This is a genomic window from Glaciimonas sp. OK215 (assembly GCF_057787885.1).
The window spans coordinates 494,898-512,038 of the sequence record NZ_CM173544.1; the positions used below are offsets into that span (position 1 = coordinate 494,898).

Genomic DNA, 17,141 nt, shown 5'->3' on the forward strand with positions numbered 1-17,141 from the left:
GGTGTGTTACCAGGTCGTGCTTGCAATCCTGGATAAAGGAAGCAATCTGACGCACGCTGCATCCAGCATCTCGTCAAAGGCGGGCGAACGCAAAAAATTGTATTCGACCAGTCGTTGTTTTGCAATCGCATCACCGGCGTGCACATTGGCGCCGGGGTGGCACATGATCAGCATGCCCGGTTTGGCGGCGCGCAGCCATTCGGCAAAACAAATGTCGTAATCGGCGCGGTCAAAGCCGTAGACGCCAGCGAAGCCGTTGTTGCTGCGGATCGACGCGGCTTGCAAGGCGCGTGCGACGGCAGCGCCGCCCAGATGTTTCAGGATTGCGGCCTTGCCGCGCCATTGCAGGTTGGCCGGCACGGCGTTGCGCACCCAGATATCCATGCCGGGGTAACGCGACTGCAGTATCTGCAGCAGCACTTGCCGCACGCCAGGTAATTGATGGACATGCTGATGGCCGTCGATGAAGGCGGGCGCTCGCGCAAATCCGGCTTCAAAGGCATCGAGCTGCTGGTGCAGCAATCGTTCAAGCGGTTGTGGCGCCAGTCGCGTCAACAGGCTGCGCAGAATCAGGCGGTTCAGCTGGTGCAACGGCGGCGCTGCGAAACCTTCGGTCAGATTGAAGTGCAGCCCCATGTCAGCCTGCGCGCCATGTTCGCGCAAGGCGGGCGCAGCCTGCTGCCGCCAGCGTGGCGCGGTGCTGAAGCAGCTGACGGCAGTCAGGCGCTTTGCTGCCAGTAACGCGAGGATGGCGTGGTCTATGCCTTCATTCTGGGCATAGTCGTCGGCGCACAGGGTAATCGGTGTGAATGCCGGATTCATGCTTGCGGGGCGCGGGGTAGTCGAAAAGCCCATAAGCGGGTCAATACATAGGTCAGCGCGGCAACGAGCACCACGACAATCGCGAGCGAAATGAAATACGGCAGGTTCACATGCGTCAATAACAGATAGAAAAGCAGTTGATTGAGCAGGAATCCCAGTATCGCGGTCGCCAGAAAGCGGAAAAAAGAACGCGTCGCATTGGACGTGCATTGATCGGCAAACGTCCAGTGACGATGACCAAAATAGCTGCACCAGAATGCGATGGCAAAGCCGCCGACATTGGCCGGCAATGGCGCCATGCCGCTGAGTTCGACCAAGGCCACTACTACCCAGTAATGTATCGCTGCCGCCATCAAGCCGATGATGCCGAAGCGGAACAGGCGCAGCAGTTCGCTCAGTCGCATGAAGGCTGGGATGCGGCCGCGCAGCTGACGGTGCCGTTATCCACGTCGTGGGCGACCAGATACAAAGGGCGTCTTTTGACTTCGTCGTAAATCCGGCCCAGATATTCACCCAGTATGCCGATCGAAATCAACTGGATGCCTGAGAAGAACATCAGCCCGGCGGCCAGTGTCGACCATCCCGGTAGCGGGTTGCCGATCAGTAACGTCTTGGCGGCGATCTCCAGCGCGTACAGGATCGCGATAATGGAAATCGTTGCGCCGACCGCGCTCCAGATGCGCAGCGGCAGCGTGGTGAATGCGGTGACGCCGGCCAGCGCCAGGCGCCCCAGGCTGCGCAAGCAGAAACTCGAGGTGCCGGTAGCGCGCGCTTGGGGGATGAAGGGCAGGGCCACGCTTTTGAAACCGACCCACGCATACAGCCCTTTCATGAAGCGATTGCGCTCGGGCAGTTGGCGCAGGGCGTTGACCACGCTTCTGTCGAGCAGGCGGAAGTCTCCGGCATTGCGCGGGATTTTGATCGGTGCCCCGCTTTCCATCAGGCGATAGAACAGCCCGGCGCCCCAGCGTTTAAACACTGACTCATCGCTGCGGTCGGCAATCACGCCGTAGATCATGTCGTAACCACCCAGCCACAGGCGCACCATTTCCGGCAGCAGTTCGTGCGGATGCTGATAATCGCTGTCAATCAAAATCACGGCATCGCCGCGTGCGTATTCGATGCCGGCGGTGAGCGCGGCTTCCTTGCCGAAATTGCGCGACAGACTGATGTAACGTATGCCCGGTTCCGACAGGTGCGGCAACATCACCTGTTCCGTGTTGTCGGTGCTGCCGTCATTGACAACGATGATTTCGTAGGAGGAGGACAGGGCGGCCAGCGTTTGTTGCAGGTCACGCAAGAAATCGGACAGGTGGGCCGACTCGTTGTATGCCGGTACAACGCAGCTGATGCACGGCTGGGCAGGACGATTCGTCGGGATAGCTGTCAACGCTACCATAGTGAGACCTTTCTTGATGCGTGTTATCGATTTGATAGTGACGCTGGCTGGGTTCCAGTTGATCGCGAGCAATACTGATTCAGCGCTCGGGCAAATCCGAATTCTACCTAAACTGCGCTAAGCCAGACACGCAATGGCCGGAAAGTTAGGTTCCGAGACTACGCGTGTTTCAGTGTGTGCCGCTGCAAGACGGGAGCGGCGGAATGATGCCCCACTCAACGACGACTTGCGGACCATCCGTTTTCCTGGTCCAGGACAAGCGCATGATTCCCTTGAAGACAGCCTTCGACATCAGTTCGAGCACTTTGGGCGGAATGCCATCAGCGGCATCGGGACTGCGATTGAGTGCGACCAGCATGCCGCAGGATGCGGCCTGTTGCTTTGTTACCCATTGCGATTTGTCGATATCACCATCAATCAACACATTCACATTGCGTCCCGCATGGATCGCGATATTGCCGCCCAGCCAGGTATCTGCCGCGACCAGTGTGAGCGGTGTCTGGACATGGGCGTTCCACTGTGCCTGCAGTTGCGCCGATACTGCTGCGCCCGGAAACATGGCGCGTGTCGAGCGTCCTGTCATATCCGACAGCGGCCCGCGTGCCAGCGCGTAGCCCAGGGCCGTGACGATTTGCATGAGAATGATGACTTTCAGGCAGGTGCGCAAGAGCCGTGTACTGGTGTCGCGCCGAAACAGCCAGAAAGTCAGGAAGCCGAACAGCAAATAAAACGTGGTGGCCCAATCGGCAATCATCCGTGTTTTCAGCACGAGCACGATAGCGAAAGTCAGTACAAACGGGCCAAGGCCGACAAACAAAATGAAAAACCGGTCAGCCGGACGCAGTTCGTGCGCCAGTTTTTCGTCAGGCTGTGTTGCCGGCGCCATCCTTCTGTTCTGCTTGACGACGAGTAGCGTGATGATAAGCAATCCGATCGCCATCGGCGCCAGACGCGCCAGCGTCGTGCCGAGGACATCGCCTAACATTTGCAGCTGCTCCATGCGTGTCATTTCACGCGCGATAGAGTCCGCGGCATAGCCGATCGGGGTTTTTACTTGCCGACTGAGCCAGAATACATGCGGGGCCAGCATCAGCAGGAACACGCCGCCGGCGACGGCAATGCCTTTCCAGACGCGTGCCTGACGCAAGCTGCCGGTGCATAGCAGGAACAGGAAAAACACCGCAAACTGCACCAGCGCGCTATATTTGGTCAGCATCGCCAGGCCGCAGCAGAATCCCAGTGCCAGCCAGTCGCGCATTCGTTCATGACGCCAGGCCCGGTAAAACATCCAGAGACAGGCCGCGACCGACCACAACTGGATCGTATTGTGGTTGGAGATCACGCCGCGCACGGTGAAGTAGGTAATCGGCGTGATGACCAGCGTGGCGATCAGGGCATTTTTCTGCGACGTCATTTCGCAGCCGAGTCGCCAAATGAACCAGAGCGACAACACAACGCTCAACTGACCCGCAAAAAAGGTCAGCCAGACCGGCCGGCCAAACAAGGAGGTCAAGCCGAATAGCAGCCACGAGGGCAGTGGCGGGTGCTTGTAATAACCCCACTCAAAGACGTTGCCCCAGACCAGTTCTTCCATATTGTCCAGATCGGGGGCGCGGTGGCTGATCCCGGTCAGTCCACTCCACAGCAGCAGGTAGCACAGCAATAGCAGCAACACCAGTGGCGTGATGGAAGGCGCGTCAGGTGAGAATCTGGCGCAGAATACACGCCATGGCGTGTTGTGCGCATTGTGCGCATTGTGATTCGGTGGCGATGGGGCGGGCTGGTCGGACATCGATTTTTAGCTGAGAGTCGGCGCCCGACGCCAGACAAACCTGCGCGCCCGCTCGCCAGAAAAATCCACAAGAAGTCCACAAACGAAAAAGCCGACTGGTTAAAGTCGGCCTCTTTTATCGCAAGTGATCGATTATTATCACTAAATCCTGGTGGTGATAGGTGGACTTGAACCACCGACCCCAGCATTATGAGTGCTGTGCTCTAACCAACTGAGCTATATCACCAAAGAAGCCGACGATTATGAGGTATTCCGCCGATCCTTGTCAAGCGAAATGGCTCGTCTTGTTGGCCGGCACCGCATTTTTTTTGTTACCTGTCATTCCGGGCTGCGCTGACAGTCTCCAGTACCGTACTGGCAACAGTATTGCCGATGCAGTCAATGACGATGCGTTCGGGCATGGAGCGCAGCCAGGTGAGTTGACGTTTGGCTAGCTGACGGGTGGCGACGATGCCTTTTTCCCGCATTTCTGCGAAATCATAGTGGCCGTCGAGATACTCCCAGGCCTGGCGATAGCCGACGCAACGCATTGAGGGCAATCCTGGATGTAGATCGCCACGGGCGCGTAGCGACTCCACTTCGGCGATCAGGCCGCCGTCCCGGTTATTGAGCATCAGATCGAAGCGTTGAGCGATACGGCTGTGCAACACGCTACGGTCGGACGGTTCCAGCGCAAGCGGCAATACCTCGAACGGCAGTTGCGGTGGCGGCTTGTTGGTCAGTAGTGACGACATGGTCTGACCGCTCAGTTCAATGATTTCCAGGGCGCGTTGAATGCGCTGACTGTCGTTCGGTTTCAGGCGTGCTGCAGTGACCGGGTCGAGTAGCGCCAGCTTGGCATGCATGCCGGGAACCCCGATCAGGGCGGCTTCAGCATCCAGTCTGGCGCGCAGGTCGGGGTCGGCTTGCGGGAGCGTATCCAGCCCATCCTTGAGCGCTTTGAAATACAGCATGGTGCCGCCGACCATCAGCGCCAGTTTGCCGCGGGCATGGATTTCTTCGATCAGTTTCAGTGCGTCATCACGAAATTGCATCGCCGAATAAGATTGCGTCGGTTCGATGATGTCGATCAGGTGGTGCGGTGCTGCGGCGCGCTCGGCGGCGCTCGGTTTCGCGGTGCCGATATCCATGCCGCGATACACCAGGGCCGAATCGACCGAGATGATTTCGGCGGGGATATGGCGTGCGATCTCCAGCGCGGCGGCGGTTTTGCCGGATGCGGTGGGACCCATGATGGCGACCACGAGCGGCAGTTTTGTTGCGGATGAGTTCATGCTGATCAGTATCGTTTAGGGCTTGCGCAATGGGGCGGATGCAGGTTGGGGATCGCAAGCGCTACCAAGCTGCACCGCTGCTATTGTCCGCGCAGAAAGAGTTTATCCAGATCGGACAGCGCCAGCTGGCTCCAGGTCGGGCGCCCGTGATTGCACTGGTCGGCGCGTTCGGTGGCTTCCATCTGGCGCAATAGCGCATTCATTTCCGGCGCCGTCAGGTTACGGTTGGCACGCACTGCGGTGTGGCAGGCGAGGGTGCCGAGCAGCTCGTTGCGACGTTCCACCAACACCCGTGACCCGCCAAATTCACGCACATCGCGTAGCACGTCACGCGCCAGTGTCTGGGCATCGGCATTCTTTAACAATGCGGGCACCGCGCGCACCGCCAGCGTGGTCGGCGACATCGCCGCGATATCGAAGCCTAGCGAATGCAGGATTTCCTGATTTTCTTCGGCGGTGCCGACTTCGACCGCATCCGCAAAAAACGTCACCGGGATGAGCAGCGGCTGCACCTGCATGGCGTTTTCGTCCAGCGCACCTTTTAGCTGTTCGTACAAAATCCGCTCATGTGCGGCATGCATGTCGACCAGAACCAGGCCTTTGATATTTTGCGCGAGGATGTATACCCCGTGCAATTGCGCCAGTGCGAAACCGAGCGGGAATTCATCGCCCGGCGCCGTCTGGTTTGCAGCTGGCAGGGGGGGGGCTGGCGGCACGGCAGGCGATGCCGAAGTGGGAGCGGCAAACAGCGCGCCATAATTGGCCGTGGTTTGCGCCACGCCGTGGCCGGTGTTGGCACCGAATTGCGCCCCGAACGAAGTTTGCTGTTGCGGCTGCAAAAGCGGCTGCGGCTGCAAAATGGCCTGCAGGTGTTCCTGAGAGCCGCGCATCCACGGCATGGCGCCGCTGGGCGCGGGCAAAGGCGCGGGTGTGGCGCCGAATGCGGTCGCGGAAGTTTGGGCCAGAGCCCGGTTCACCGCGTGATAAATGAATTGATGGACCGAGCGGCTGTCGCGGAAACGCACCTCGATTTTGGACGGGTGGACGTTGACATCGACTTGCGCCGGGTCCAGATCGAGTGCCAGCACATACGACGGATAGCGATCCCCGTGCAACACGTCCTGATAAGCTGCACGGACCGCGTGCATCAACAGCTTGTCGCGCACGAAACGGCCGTTGACGTAGAAATATTGCGCATCGCCGCGTGCCTTGGAGGCGGTAGGCAAGCCGACGAACCCATGCAGGCGCAAGCTGCCGGCGCTTTCGTCCAGGGCTAACCTGGCTTCGGCAAACTCGCTGCCGAGTATGCTGGCGCTGCGCTTGGCGCTTTCAGTGACGTTCCAGTGATCGACGGTTTTGCCGTTGTGTGTCAGCGAGAACGCGACATCCGGCCGCGCCAGCGCAATGCGGCGCACCACCTCGGCGCAATGGCCGTATTCGGTTTGATCCGACTTCAGGAACTTGCGCCGGGCCGGCGTATTGAAATACAAATCCTGGACATTGACCGTGCTGCCCTGTGCGCCGGAGGACGGCGTCACCACGAGTGTGCTGCCGTCGATTTCGGATGCGTGTGCGGCCTCGGCGGTGCGCGAAGTCAATGTTAACTGTGAGACCGAAGCAATCGAGGCCAGCGCTTCCCCCCGAAACCCGAGCGTTGCAACGTTCTCAAGATCGTGCAGCGAGGTGATTTTCGAGGTGGCGTGGCGCGCCAGCGCCAGCGCTAGCTGCTCCGGCGCGATGCCGCGGCCGTTATCGGTAATCGCGATGCGTTTCACGCCGCCTTGTTCGAGGCGCACGGTGATCTGGGTGGCGCCGGCATCCAGCGCGTTTTCCAGCAATTCCTTGACTACTGCAGATGGTCGTTCCACCACCTCGCCTGCGGCGATTTGCGAAATCAGGTTGTCTGGCAGGGGCTGGATGGGGCGGGGGGGGGGCAGCGGTGCGTTCATTTGGCGATTATACCGAACCGTCGTCGCCGGTTCGTGTCTAGAGATCAGATATGACCGGGTAGTGTATTATTTCGCGCAACGATTAGGAGAGTTATGGACTTTATGCAATTCCTCGACGTGATTCTGCACGTCGACAAATCCCTTGGATTTCTGATTCAGGAATACGGTACCTTGATCTATGTGGTGTTGTTCCTGATTATATTTTGTGAAACAGGGTTGGTTGTAGTGCCATTTTTGCCTGGGGATACATTGTTGTTCATCGGCGGTGCATTCTGCGCTACCGGTGAAATGAATATCTGGGCCCTGCTGGGTTTGCTGATCATTGCGGCGACGACTGGCAATACGCTGAACTATTGGATCGGCAGGAAGATTGGCGAAAAGGTATTTACCCACGATTATCGCTGGCTGGACCAGAAGGCCTTGCAAAAGACGCATGCTTTTTATGAACGTCATGGCGGCAAAACCATCATCCTGTCGCGCTTCGTGCCTGTCGTACGGACGTTTGCTCCGTTTGTCGCCGGGGTGTCGCAGATGACGTTCTCGAAGTTTCAGTCTTTTAACATCAGCGGTGGACTGCTTTGGGTGATTGGCCTGGTGTCAGCCGGTTATTTCTTTGGAAATATTCCTGTTATCCGCGACCACTTGAATACCATTGTGTTGGTTGGTGTCGGTGCTGCGGTGATTCCGGTGGCCATGGGCGGGTTCTGGAAGCTGTATCAGAAACTGAGGGGGCAGCAGGCCTAAGGCTGGGATTGCATCCCAGCGAAGTAATCGGCGGGCTGCGGCAAATCGCGCTGAAGAAACATCAGTTGTTTGAGGAGAGCGGTTCGGTCGTTGCGTATCTAATACGGTTGCTACTCCGTGGAAGCTAGTCGGGGGTGGCCCGACAGCCAGTCACTTTTCTTGCTTCGCCAAGAAAAGTAACCAAAAGAAGGCGACCGCAAAGCCGTTGCCTTCCCTTCGGTCAGGTTCCCAAATGGGTCGTCTGCCAGTCGGGTGGGAAAACAAACTCGCTGCGCTCAGACAAGTTTCCCCACAATTCCCGACTGACAGCCGCCCCATTTGGCAACGTCTCAATGCGGAATTCAAAAGCAACGTCAACACCCACAGCCTCTGCAGTGAATCGGAGACTGTGTTTGCAAGCAGCGCAGCGTGCCGGATTACTGCACCCCGCTTATTTCACCACGAAGCGCCGAGGTGTTGTTGTTGACGTTGCTGTTGACGTTGCTGTTGTTTTTGATCTTCCGCATTGAGACGCTGCCAAATGAGACGACTGGCATTCGGATTAAGAGGGAAAACTTGTTTGAGCGCAGCGAGTTTGTTTTCCCTCCCGAATGCCAGGCGGCTCATTTGGGGACCCGACCAACGGGAGGGCAGTGGCTTTGCGGTCGCCTTTCTTTGCTTACTTTCTTTGGCGAAGCAAAGAAAGTGAGCGGCTGCCGGGCCGCCCCCGGCTAGTATCCACGGAGTAGCAACCGTATTAGATACGCGACGACCGAACTGCACCTAAGCCACATATGACAAGCTACTGATCTTTAACGACTTTTTTAGGCAATATCACATACAGGCAAATTATGTTTCTTCGGCGCGATTTGCGGAAGCCAGCCGATTACTTCGCTGGAATGCAATCCCACCCTACGTCATCCGGTTCTTCGCCAATGGCGGATTGTGCGAGAAATATTTCTTGATGCCGGCCAGTACCGCATCGGCCATTTTGTCCTGATAGGCGTTATCGGTCAGTTTGGCTTCTTCTTCCGGATTCGAGATGAAGGCTGTTTCAATCAGAATACTGGGAATGTCCGGCGCTTTTAATACTGCGAAACCGGCTTGTTCGACGGCCCCTTTGTGAAGCTTGTTGATGCCGCCGATTTCATTCAGGACGGCGCTTGCCAGTTTCATGCTGTCGTTGATCTGGGCAGTGGTCGACAGATCGAGCAGGACGCTGGCCAGCTGACGATCATGGCTCTTGATGTTGACGCCGCCGATCAAATCGGCGGAATTTTCCTTGTTGGCCATCCAGCGGGCGGCAGTCGAGCTGGCGCCCTTTTCGGATAATGCAAAAACCGAAGAGCCGCGCGCGGTCGGCGTGACGAAGGCATCCGCATGAATCGAGACGAACAGGTCGGCCTGTACCTTGCGCGCCTTCTGCACGCGCATTCCCAGCGGCACAAAGTAATCGGCGTCACGCGTCAGCATCACGCGCATATTCGGCTGTTGCTCAATTCTGGCCTTGAGCCGCTTGGCGATCGACAGCACGACATCTTTTTCCCGATTGCCGCCGCGACCGATGGCGCCCGGATCTTCACCGCCATGACCGGGATCGAGGGCGATCGTGATCATGCGCAACATGGTGGGCGACTTATCTAGCTTATTGTCCGGCTTAGGCTCGGCCCTGGCCAGCGGTGATTCCGATGGTTGTTGCGTTGGCTTGGTTTCGGCCACCGGCGGTACGATTTCGCCCGGCTCGGCGCTCGGCCACTCGCCCTTTTGTATCATCGCCGCAATCGGGTCTGGCGGATTGAGCGGGTACAGGTCGAATACCAGGCGGTGTTTATAGTCGCCGACCGGGTCGAGCGTAAACACTTGCGGTTTGACCTGTTCTTTCAGGTCAAATACCAGTCGCACCACGTTAGGCCGATTCTGGCCGACGCGAACCTGCTTGATGTAGGGATCGTTCGACTGGATTTTGGCGACCAGTTCTTTCAGCGCCGGATTCAGTTCGATGCCTTCGATGTCGACCACCATGCGGTCCGGGTTTTGCACCAGGAAGTGGGTGGCTTTGAGCTCGCTATCGTTTTCCAGCGTGACGCGGGTATAGTCTTCTGCCGGCCAGACCCGCACCGCAAGAATTTGTGCGGCGCTGGCGGACAGCGATGTCAGCGGCGCCACAATTGAAATGAGCAGCGTCGCACCGGCTTTGAGCACGGTGCGGCGGCTTTTGGATGTCAGAGGTTTGGTGCAAATTTCAGTCGAGCGAGACATTGACTACCCTTATCAGAGATAGCTTGCAATTTTACATCACGGCCATCTCCTGACACACTTAGAATTACGTTAATGTCAGGTGCCGGCAAGACCTTTTCTGCTTTTTCAGGCCATTCGACGATGCAGATATTGGTTTCATTAAAATGTTCGCGAAAACCGGCTTCCAGAAACTCTTCGGGACTGGTCATCCGATACAGGTCAAAATGAATCACTTCAACTGCTTGTTGATTGAGTTGCACGGCATATGGTTCCGCCAACGTATAAGTCGGACTTTTGACGTGGCCGGTATGGCCGGCAGCATGCAGCAAGGCACGGGTCAGCGCGGTTTTTCCGGCACCTAGGTCGCCCTGCAAGTAAATCGCCAGGCCCGGCACCAGTGCCCGCGCGAATGCCGCGCCGAGGGCCGCGGTACCGGCTTCGTCATGTAGATGGAGCGTGAAGTCTTGCATCTCGTAAAATAGTCCTCTGTCATTTATTTGAATCGATGTCCCGATGTCGCAATCGCATTTCCCTGAAGCAGACAATAATCTTGCCGAATTAGCCGCCACCATCAAGGCGTGGGGGCGGGAGCTGGGCTTTGCCGACGTGCGGATTACGGATGTCGACCTGTCGCAACAGGAAGCCGGGTTGCTGGCCTGGCTGGCGCTCGGTTATCACGGTGAGATGGATTATATGGCAGCGCACGGCCTGAAGCGCGCGCGACCTGCCGAATTGGTGCCGGGGACGATCCGCTCGATTAGCGTGCGCATGGACTATTTGCCACAGGATACGGATGCGGCCTGGCGTTTGCGGGAGAAAAATCGCCTTCACCCGGATGCTGCCGCCACGGCAACGGTGTCGTTATACGCGCGTGGCAGGGATTATCACAAGGTCTTGCGCGCGCGCTTGCAACAACTGGCCGATCGCATCACGGCTGAAATCGGCACCTTTGGTTATCGCGTATTTACCGATTCAGCGCCGGTGATGGAGGTTGCCCTGGCGCAAAAAGCCGGGCTGGGCTGGCGTGGCAAGCACACGCTGTTGTTGAATCGGGAGGCCGGTTCGCTGTTTTTTCTCGGTGAAATACTGACCGATATTCCGTTGCCGACCGACGCGCCGGTCAGTTCGCATTGCGGTCAGTGCAGTGCCTGCATCGACGTTTGTCCGACCAAGGCGATAGTCGCGCCCTATACGCTGGATGCGCGCCGTTGCATTTCTTATCTGACGATAGAACTGAAGGGGAGTATTCCGCTGGAACTGCGGCCGCTGATCGGCAATCGGGTGTATGGCTGCGACGATTGCCAGTTATTTTGTCCATGGAACAAGTTCGCCCAGGCATCGACCCTGAACGATTTCGATGTGCGCAACGGGCTGGACAATGCGACGTTAGTAGAATTGTTTGGCTGGACCGAAGCGCAATTCAATAGTCGTTTGCAAGGTAGCCCGATTCGCCGCATAGGGCACGAACGGTGGTTGCGGAATATCGCGGTGGGGCTGGGGAACGCGGCTGCCGCCGGTGTCGGCTCGGCGGAGATCATCGCGGCGCTGCAAGCCCGCGCCGACGATCCATCCGCGTTAATTCGGGAGCATGTGGCGTGGGCATTGGAACAGCATGGCGTTTAGTTCAATGCAATAACCACAACCACAACGGCAAAGTAAGCGCCGACAACACCGTTCCCGCAGAGATCAAAAACGCGACCAGCGGCCCGTTGCCACCCAGTCTTGCCGCCAGAATGTAGGCGCTGGATGCGGTCGGCAGGGCGCAAAACAGCACCACAATCTGTAACTGCCGCTCTCCCAGCCCGACCCAGCGGCCCAGCAGCAGCGCCACGGCGGGCAGTGCGAGCAATTTAACGGCGATAAAGAATCCCGACATCAGCTTGGCCTGATGCATGCCAGTCAGGCGCAAGCCGGCGCCGACCAGCAACAAGCCGAGCGCCAGTGCAGCGTTGCCGAGGCGCGACAATACCGCGCCCGCGACATCGGGCAGCGGGAGCCCGGACAAGCTGTACAGCAAGCCGCAGGCGGTAGCGATCAACAATGGATTCTTGGCCAGTTCTTTTAACAAGCCGCCGTTTTTATGCACCAGCGCATGCACTGCCGCCAGATTGCATAAGGGGACGCCAAAGCCGATCAGCAACGCCATCAGTCCGGTGCCCTCATCCCCGGCCATACGCGAGGCTAGCGCCAGCGCCATATAGGAATTGAAGCGGTAGCCGGTTTGCATGCCGGATTCATAATCCATCGGCGTTGCTTTCAGAAACGGCTTGCCGAGCCAGGTCATGACGATGGCGGCGCATAAGCCGGCCAGGCCGACCATCAGCATTTTTCCGCTGGTGTCGAAATGCAGAGGAGTACGCGCGGTCGAGTAGAACAGCAGTGCCGGGAACAGCAGGAAATACACCATCTTTTCGGCACCGGTCCAGAACGCGTCGCTCCAGTCGGTGACCCGGTGCAGAATGCCGCCCAGGATGATCAGGGTGAAATCGGGGAGTAGCAGGTTGACGATATACATGAAGAAAACGGGTTTTTATTGGTGTCGGTTTGTGACTGATGGCGTGGCAAGCGGCGCCAGCTTCGGTCAATTCAGCAGCCTTGCCAGTTCGACAGCAGTCTTGACATGCATCTTGTCGAAAATATGGGCGCGGTGAACTTCGACGGTGCGCATGCTGATGCCGAGCTGATCGGCGATCACCTTGTTCATTTTCCCGGCCAGAATCAAATCCAGCACTTCGCGTTCACGCGTGGACAAGCCCGCCAGACGCATATCGATCGCGCTACGCGCCATCGCGGCACGCGAGGACAGCAGCGCTTCCTGCACCCGGTCCATCAATTTATTGTCGTTGAAAGGTTTTTCAAAGAAATCGAAAGCACCGCGCTTGAGCGTATCGACCGCCATCGGCACATCGCCATGACCGGTCAAAAAAATGACCGGAAAACGTTGCGTTAATTTGCGTGCCGCTAACACGTCAAACAGTGCGACGCCGCTCATGCCGGGCATCCGGACGTCGAGCAACAGGCAATCGCCTTCGGGATGCGGCGTAGCGCTTTCATTGGCGGCCTCGATTGCCGCCAGAAAATGTTGCGCGCTGGGATAACACTGCATCGGAATGGCGCGTGACTGTGCCAGCCAGCCTAGGGCGTCGCGGATTACTTCTTCGTCATCGATGATGTGCAACATGGCGGGCAGACTGGTTGGATTGTGCGCTCAGCGCTGGCTGTGAGAAAAATTTGCCGGCAGGGAGAACTGGAAGATTGTACCGCCACCGTCGTTGCCGGTGTAGCTTAGTGTGCCGCCGTGGAATTCGATGGCGGTGCGGCAGATATTCAGTCCCATTCCCATGCCATGCGCTTTGGTTGAGTAAAACGGCGAAAACAGGCGTGCGGCGACGTCGGCCGGAATCCCGTGGCCCCGGTCAATAACGGATACGGTGACTTGCGGCGATTCGGTGTCGAGATTGGCCGCCGCGGCCGTTATGCGCAGGATGCGCCGGGTCGGGTCGGTGTGCGCCATGGCCTCGATGGCGTTGCGGGTCAGGTTGAGCAGTACTTGTTCCAGCATCATGCGGTCTGCGGATACCGATGGCAATGACGGCGGTATGTCGACCTGGACATTGACGTAAAAAGTCTGCGCCTGCAATTCGACCAGCGGCATGATGTTGTCGACCAAGGTGCGGATCGCCAGCGGCTCGCGCGCCGGGTCGCGTTTTTTGACGAACTCGTGGACGCTGCGAATAATCTGGCCGGCACGCTGGGCCTGGGCATTGGCTTTTTCCAGCGCCAGTTTCAATTGTTGCGGATTGACGGTTCCGGCTTGCAGCATATTGATGGCCCCGGTGGTGTAGCTGGAAATGGCAGCAAGTGGCTGGTTCAACTCATGTGCCAGCGTAGAGGCAATCTCCCCCATGCTGGCGAGGCGGGCGCTGGACTGTAATTTTTCCTGTTGCTTGCGACTCAATTCTTCGGCACGCCGGCGTTCGGAAATGTCCAGTATCGATCCCATCCAGCCAGTTTGACGGCCCAGTGCGTCGACCAGTGCAGATTCGAACACCAGCACCGGAAAACGCTCACCGTCGGCGCGCCGAAAGATGGTTTCGTACTGCGGTGTGGCTTCTCCTTCCAATACTTTGGCGAAACGTTCCTGGAATTTTTCAAGCGCCTCCGGCGCCCAATACGGCATCGGCGGAACCTTGCCAACCAGCTGGTCGGCGCTCAGCCCGACCATTTCGCAGAAAGCCGGATTGACATAGGTCACGCGACCTTCCAGATCCCGGGCGCGCAAGCCGGTAACCAGCGAGTTTTCCATGGCGGCACGGAAGGCAACCTGTTGACGCAGCGCATCTTCGGCCGCCAGACGGCGGTTAATGTCGCGCCACAAGGCCAACAGGCTCCACAGCAGGCCGAGCGATAAAACGATGACCGACCCGACCAGCAAATTGGGCAGGAATTTCGGCGCGCTCTTGGTGCTGTTGGTGCGCAATATCAACGACAGTCCCGGCAGATCGAGCGGACGACGATGGGTATAAACGTTCCGGCCCCTGCCGCCGGATGTGCGTTTGGCGATGGTCACTTCATCGCTATCGGTCAGGATGATTTCGTTATCCTGCGCGAACCACCACGGCACCAGTTCATCCAGAATGCTGCTGACGGCGTAACTGCTGACCAGGCTGCCGAGATATTGGTGCTCGGCGAACAGCGGCACACCGTAATCGATATAGATGGCATCGGCGGTACCGGCCAGCTTGTAAGGCTGGGTGAATTGCGGAATTTTGACGTCGTGTACCTGTTGCGCCGACTGCCTTGCGCGCGCCGCATAGTCTGGATGCGAAAGCGGCAAGGTATCGGTTGCGGCAATCACCTGGTTATCGGCATCCAGCCAGGTGACGCGCCGCAGTTCGGGACTGTTTTTCAACAATGGCTTGAGTCGGTCGCGAAATTGCGCGGTACTCAAGTGATTGTTGGTAATCTCGCCGGCAATCAGGCGTACGCTTTCTTCGTCGCGACTAAGTTGAAAACTGATGGCCTGTTCGACCCAAAGGGTATCGGCGATCAGTTGATCCTGCCGATCATTGGCTTCCATTTGCCGCGATTGCCACGGCAGCCAAAACAGAATGGCTAAAAACAGCAGCACCAGAAAAATCGGTATCAGCCCACGCCAGGTTCTCTGCGAACCTGCTGCATTCAGAGTGGCAAAACGCTTAAATGTTGAGCGTGGCATAAGTGCTAATAGTTACAGCTGCGTTTTGGGTACATCTACCAGGAGATCGGCAGGTCTGAGCGGTTGAGACAGTAGTGTAGCCGAGGGCTTAGCAGCCTGAAGCATGTATTGTGGTTATCCACAGTTGTGAGCGCGGCGTGGCATGGGCACACTGCCGCCAGATCCGGCGAAATATTCAAAATATTCAAAATATTCAAAATATTCAAAATTGCAATCATCTGGGGACGCAAGCATGGAATGGCAAACGCGGCAAACGTTTTTATCAGGAATGATGGCGCTGTCGGTGTTTTCAGTGATGGCGCCGGCCGCCGGCAATGCATTGGCGCAAGCGCCTATCGTCATCAAATTCAGCCACGTCGTTGCCAACGACACCCCGAAGGGCAAAGCGGCAGAGCGTTTCAAGGAACTGGCGGAAAAAGCCACCAAAGGTCGCGTCAAAGTCGAGGTGTATCCGAACAGCACCTTATATAAGGATAAAGAAGAACTGGAAGCGTTGCAGCTGGGTGCGGTGCAAATGCTGGCGCCTTCGCTGGCGAAATTCGGTCCGTTGGGCGTGAGGGAATTTGAAGTTTTCGATTTACCCTATATTTTTCCGAACAAGGCAGTCTTGTATCGCGTCACGGAAGGTCCGATCGGGAAAAACCTGTTCAGCAAGCTGGAATCGAAAGGCATCACCGGTCTGGCGTATTGGGATAACGGCTTTAAGGTGATGTCAGCCAATAAGCCCTTGCATACTCCGGCTGACTTCAAGGGGCTGAGAATGCGTATCCAGTCATCCAAGATACTGGATGCCCAGATGCGCGCGCTAGGCGCCAATCCACAAGTGCTCGCGTTCTCCGAGGTCTACCAGGCCTTGCAGACCGGTGTCGTGGATGGTACTGAAAATCCGCCGTCAAACCTGTATACGCAGAGGATGAACGAGGTGCAAAAACATGTCACGGTCTCCGATCACGGTTATCTTGGTTACGCGGTGATCGTCAACAAGAAGTTCTGGGACGGCTTGCCATCGGATATCCGCAGCGAGCTGACGCAAGCGATGAAAGAAGCGACAAAGTACGCCGATGCCATTGCCCAGCAGGAAAACGACGCGGCGCTGGCAGCTGTACAAAAGACCGGCAAGACCACGGTTTATCGCCTGAACGACAAGGAAAAAGCGGAGTGGCGCAAAGCCTTGCTGCCGGTCCAGAAGCAAATGGAAGGACGGATCGGCAAGGATTTGATCGACGCCGTCAACCAGGAGTCGGCAGCGCTTGGCTTCAGGTAAACGCGGCGAGGAATGTTGTGTAGTGGGTTTTTATTTCCACATGGAAATAAAGTGCATAAAACCATGAAATTGGCAAGGTTTAGCTTAAAACTATCCTGAATTGATACATTGATTCATTAAAATTATTTGTAAAATTTAGTTAACTCCTGTTAGAGTTCGTCACCTATTGAATATTGCGCTTCAGCCCCCAAGAGGGCGAGTAATTCAATAAAACGAATTTTGCCTTTTCAGTAGAACTTTGCAGCACGGAATTGAGACTTTTTACAGCGTGATGGCGATACGGTTTGCCAAGGGTAGCGAAGATTAAGATTTATAGGTGGTGGTGCATAAGAACGGTATTGATACCGGGGATACTGAGGAGACAGTGTGTTTCAAATGAAGCTGTTTTAACGGCCGGGAACGCATAGAGAAGTATTTGGGGCGCATCGTCAGATGCGCCTTTTTTATTTGTGCGCCCGGCAG

The 17,141-nt window shown here is 57.1% G+C and carries 15 protein-coding genes and 1 tRNA gene; 3 read left to right on the forward strand and 13 right to left on the reverse strand.

Annotated elements, in window-relative coordinates; genetic code table 11:
- Window positions 1–6 precede the first annotated feature (6 nt).
- The 7 genes from AC3CHX_RS02300 to mutL all read right to left on the reverse strand — a co-directional run bounded on the left by AC3CHX_RS02300 (window position 7) and on the right by mutL (window position 7,236).
- A complete protein-coding gene (locus AC3CHX_RS02300) occupies window positions 7–822 on the reverse strand; it encodes a ChbG/HpnK family deacetylase (RefSeq protein ID WP_488642495.1) in 816 nt (271 codons plus the stop codon).
- On the reverse strand, window positions 819–1,226 hold the full coding sequence (locus AC3CHX_RS02305; RefSeq protein WP_488642496.1) for a GtrA family protein: 408 nt from the start codon (window positions 1,224–1,226) through the stop codon (window positions 819–821). The genes AC3CHX_RS02300 and AC3CHX_RS02305 overlap by 4 nt, the downstream gene beginning before the upstream one ends.
- The gene (locus tag AC3CHX_RS02310; protein ID WP_488642497.1) at window positions 1,217–2,221 is read right to left on the reverse strand and encodes a glycosyltransferase family 2 protein; all 1,005 of its coding nucleotides are present in this window, start codon (window positions 2,219–2,221) and stop codon (window positions 1,217–1,219) included. Before AC3CHX_RS02310 ends, AC3CHX_RS02305 begins: the two co-directional genes overlap by 10 nt.
- A gap of 169 nt (window positions 2,222–2,390) precedes the next feature.
- Window positions 2,391–4,013 carry a glycosyltransferase family 39 protein gene (locus AC3CHX_RS02315; RefSeq protein WP_488642498.1) on the reverse strand — a complete coding sequence of 541 codons (1,623 nt, stop codon included), beginning with the start codon at window positions 4,011–4,013 and terminating at the stop codon, window positions 2,391–2,393.
- 149 nt (window positions 4,014–4,162) lie between these two features.
- Window positions 4,163–4,239: transfer RNA gene (locus AC3CHX_RS02320), tRNA-Met, on the reverse strand.
- A gap of 85 nt (window positions 4,240–4,324) precedes the next feature.
- Window positions 4,325–5,287 carry a tRNA (adenosine(37)-N6)-dimethylallyltransferase MiaA gene (miaA, locus tag AC3CHX_RS02325; protein WP_488642499.1) on the reverse strand — a complete coding sequence of 321 codons (963 nt, stop codon included), beginning with the start codon at window positions 5,285–5,287 and terminating at the stop codon, window positions 4,325–4,327.
- 80 nt (window positions 5,288–5,367) lie between these two features.
- Window positions 5,368–7,236, reverse strand: a complete 1,869-nt coding sequence (gene mutL, locus AC3CHX_RS02330) for a DNA mismatch repair endonuclease MutL (RefSeq protein ID WP_488642500.1) — start codon at window positions 7,234–7,236, stop codon at window positions 5,368–5,370.
- A gap of 93 nt (window positions 7,237–7,329) precedes the next feature.
- Here mutL and AC3CHX_RS02335 point away from each other — a divergent pair, with 93 nt between their 5' ends.
- Entirely contained in the window at window positions 7,330–7,980 is a 651-nt protein-coding gene (locus tag AC3CHX_RS02335; RefSeq protein ID WP_488642501.1) for a VTT domain-containing protein, read from the forward strand.
- A gap of 435 nt (window positions 7,981–8,415) precedes the next feature.
- Here the strand turns inward: AC3CHX_RS02335 and AC3CHX_RS02340 are convergent, their stop codons facing one another.
- From AC3CHX_RS02340 to tsaE, 3 genes are all read right to left on the reverse strand, one after another.
- Entirely contained in the window at window positions 8,416–8,586 is a 171-nt protein-coding gene (locus AC3CHX_RS02340; protein WP_488642502.1) for a hypothetical protein, read from the reverse strand.
- Between the two features lie 285 nt (window positions 8,587–8,871).
- The gene (locus AC3CHX_RS02345) at window positions 8,872–10,218 is read right to left on the reverse strand and encodes an N-acetylmuramoyl-L-alanine amidase (protein WP_488642503.1); all 1,347 of its coding nucleotides are present in this window, start codon (window positions 10,216–10,218) and stop codon (window positions 8,872–8,874) included.
- Window positions 10,182–10,667 carry a tRNA (adenosine(37)-N6)-threonylcarbamoyltransferase complex ATPase subunit type 1 TsaE gene (tsaE, locus tag AC3CHX_RS02350; RefSeq protein WP_488642504.1) on the reverse strand — a complete coding sequence of 162 codons (486 nt, stop codon included), beginning with the start codon at window positions 10,665–10,667 and terminating at the stop codon, window positions 10,182–10,184. The genes AC3CHX_RS02345 and tsaE overlap by 37 nt, the downstream gene beginning before the upstream one ends.
- 43 nt (window positions 10,668–10,710) lie before the next feature.
- Between tsaE and queG the strand changes: the two genes are divergently transcribed.
- Window positions 10,711–11,820, forward strand: coding sequence for a tRNA epoxyqueuosine(34) reductase QueG (gene queG / locus AC3CHX_RS02355; RefSeq protein WP_488642505.1), 1,110 nt, complete (start codon window positions 10,711–10,713; stop codon window positions 11,818–11,820).
- Between the two features lies 1 nt (window position 11,821).
- Here queG and AC3CHX_RS02360 read toward each other — a convergent pair whose 3' ends face one another.
- The 3 genes from AC3CHX_RS02360 to AC3CHX_RS02370 form a co-directional block, all read right to left on the reverse strand.
- Window positions 11,822–12,712: an AEC family transporter gene (locus tag AC3CHX_RS02360; RefSeq protein ID WP_488642506.1), complete on the reverse strand. Its 891-nt coding sequence runs from the start codon at window positions 12,710–12,712 to the stop codon at window positions 11,822–11,824.
- 66 nt (window positions 12,713–12,778) lie between these two features.
- Entirely contained in the window at window positions 12,779–13,378 is a 600-nt protein-coding gene (locus tag AC3CHX_RS02365) for a response regulator transcription factor (RefSeq protein ID WP_488642507.1), read from the reverse strand.
- A gap of 27 nt (window positions 13,379–13,405) precedes the next feature.
- Window positions 13,406–15,415, reverse strand: coding sequence for a two-component system sensor histidine kinase NtrB (locus AC3CHX_RS02370; RefSeq protein ID WP_488642508.1), 2,010 nt, complete (start codon window positions 15,413–15,415; stop codon window positions 13,406–13,408).
- 268 nt (window positions 15,416–15,683) lie between these two features.
- Between AC3CHX_RS02370 and AC3CHX_RS02375 the strand changes: the two genes are divergently transcribed.
- Window positions 15,684–16,679 carry a TRAP transporter substrate-binding protein gene (locus AC3CHX_RS02375; protein WP_488644703.1) on the forward strand — a complete coding sequence of 332 codons (996 nt, stop codon included), beginning with the start codon at window positions 15,684–15,686 and terminating at the stop codon, window positions 16,677–16,679.
- Window positions 16,680–17,141 lie beyond the last annotated feature (462 nt).

Bases quoted from the DNA above. Each gene is read 5' to 3' on its own strand.
- AC3CHX_RS02365 (WP_488642507.1), bottom strand. From the start codon at position 13,378: ATGTTGCACATCATCGATGACGAAGAAGTAATCCGCGACGCCCTAGGC.
- AC3CHX_RS02315 (WP_488642498.1), bottom strand. From the start codon at position 4,013: ATGTCCGACCAGCCCGCCCCATCGCCACCGAATCACAATGCGCACAAT.
- AC3CHX_RS02310 (WP_488642497.1), bottom strand. From the start codon at position 2,221: ATGGTAGCGTTGACAGCTATCCCGACGAATCGTCCTGCCCAGCCGTGC.
- AC3CHX_RS02375 (WP_488644703.1), top strand. From the start codon at position 15,684: ATGATGGCGCTGTCGGTGTTTTCAGTGATGGCGCCGGCCGCCGGCAAT.
- miaA (WP_488642499.1), bottom strand. From the start codon at position 5,287: ATGAACTCATCCGCAACAAAACTGCCGCTCGTGGTCGCCATCATGGGT.
- mutL (WP_488642500.1), bottom strand. From the start codon at position 7,236: ATGAACGCACCGCTGCCCCCCCCCCGCCCCATCCAGCCCCTGCCAGAC.
- tsaE (WP_488642504.1), bottom strand. From the start codon at position 10,667: ATGCAAGACTTCACGCTCCATCTACATGACGAAGCCGGTACCGCGGCC.
- AC3CHX_RS02300 (WP_488642495.1), bottom strand. From the start codon at position 822: ATGAATCCGGCATTCACACCGATTACCCTGTGCGCCGACGACTATGCC.
- AC3CHX_RS02305 (WP_488642496.1), bottom strand. From the start codon at position 1,226: ATGCGACTGAGCGAACTGCTGCGCCTGTTCCGCTTCGGCATCATCGGC.
- AC3CHX_RS02370 (WP_488642508.1), bottom strand. From the start codon at position 15,415: ATGCCACGCTCAACATTTAAGCGTTTTGCCACTCTGAATGCAGCAGGT.
- AC3CHX_RS02360 (WP_488642506.1), bottom strand. From the start codon at position 12,712: ATGTATATCGTCAACCTGCTACTCCCCGATTTCACCCTGATCATCCTG.
- AC3CHX_RS02335 (WP_488642501.1), top strand. From the start codon at position 7,330: ATGGACTTTATGCAATTCCTCGACGTGATTCTGCACGTCGACAAATCC.
- queG (WP_488642505.1), top strand. From the start codon at position 10,711: ATGTCGCAATCGCATTTCCCTGAAGCAGACAATAATCTTGCCGAATTA.
- AC3CHX_RS02345 (WP_488642503.1), bottom strand. From the start codon at position 10,218: ATGTCTCGCTCGACTGAAATTTGCACCAAACCTCTGACATCCAAAAGC.
- AC3CHX_RS02340 (WP_488642502.1), bottom strand. From the start codon at position 8,586: ATGAGCCGCCTGGCATTCGGGAGGGAAAACAAACTCGCTGCGCTCAAA.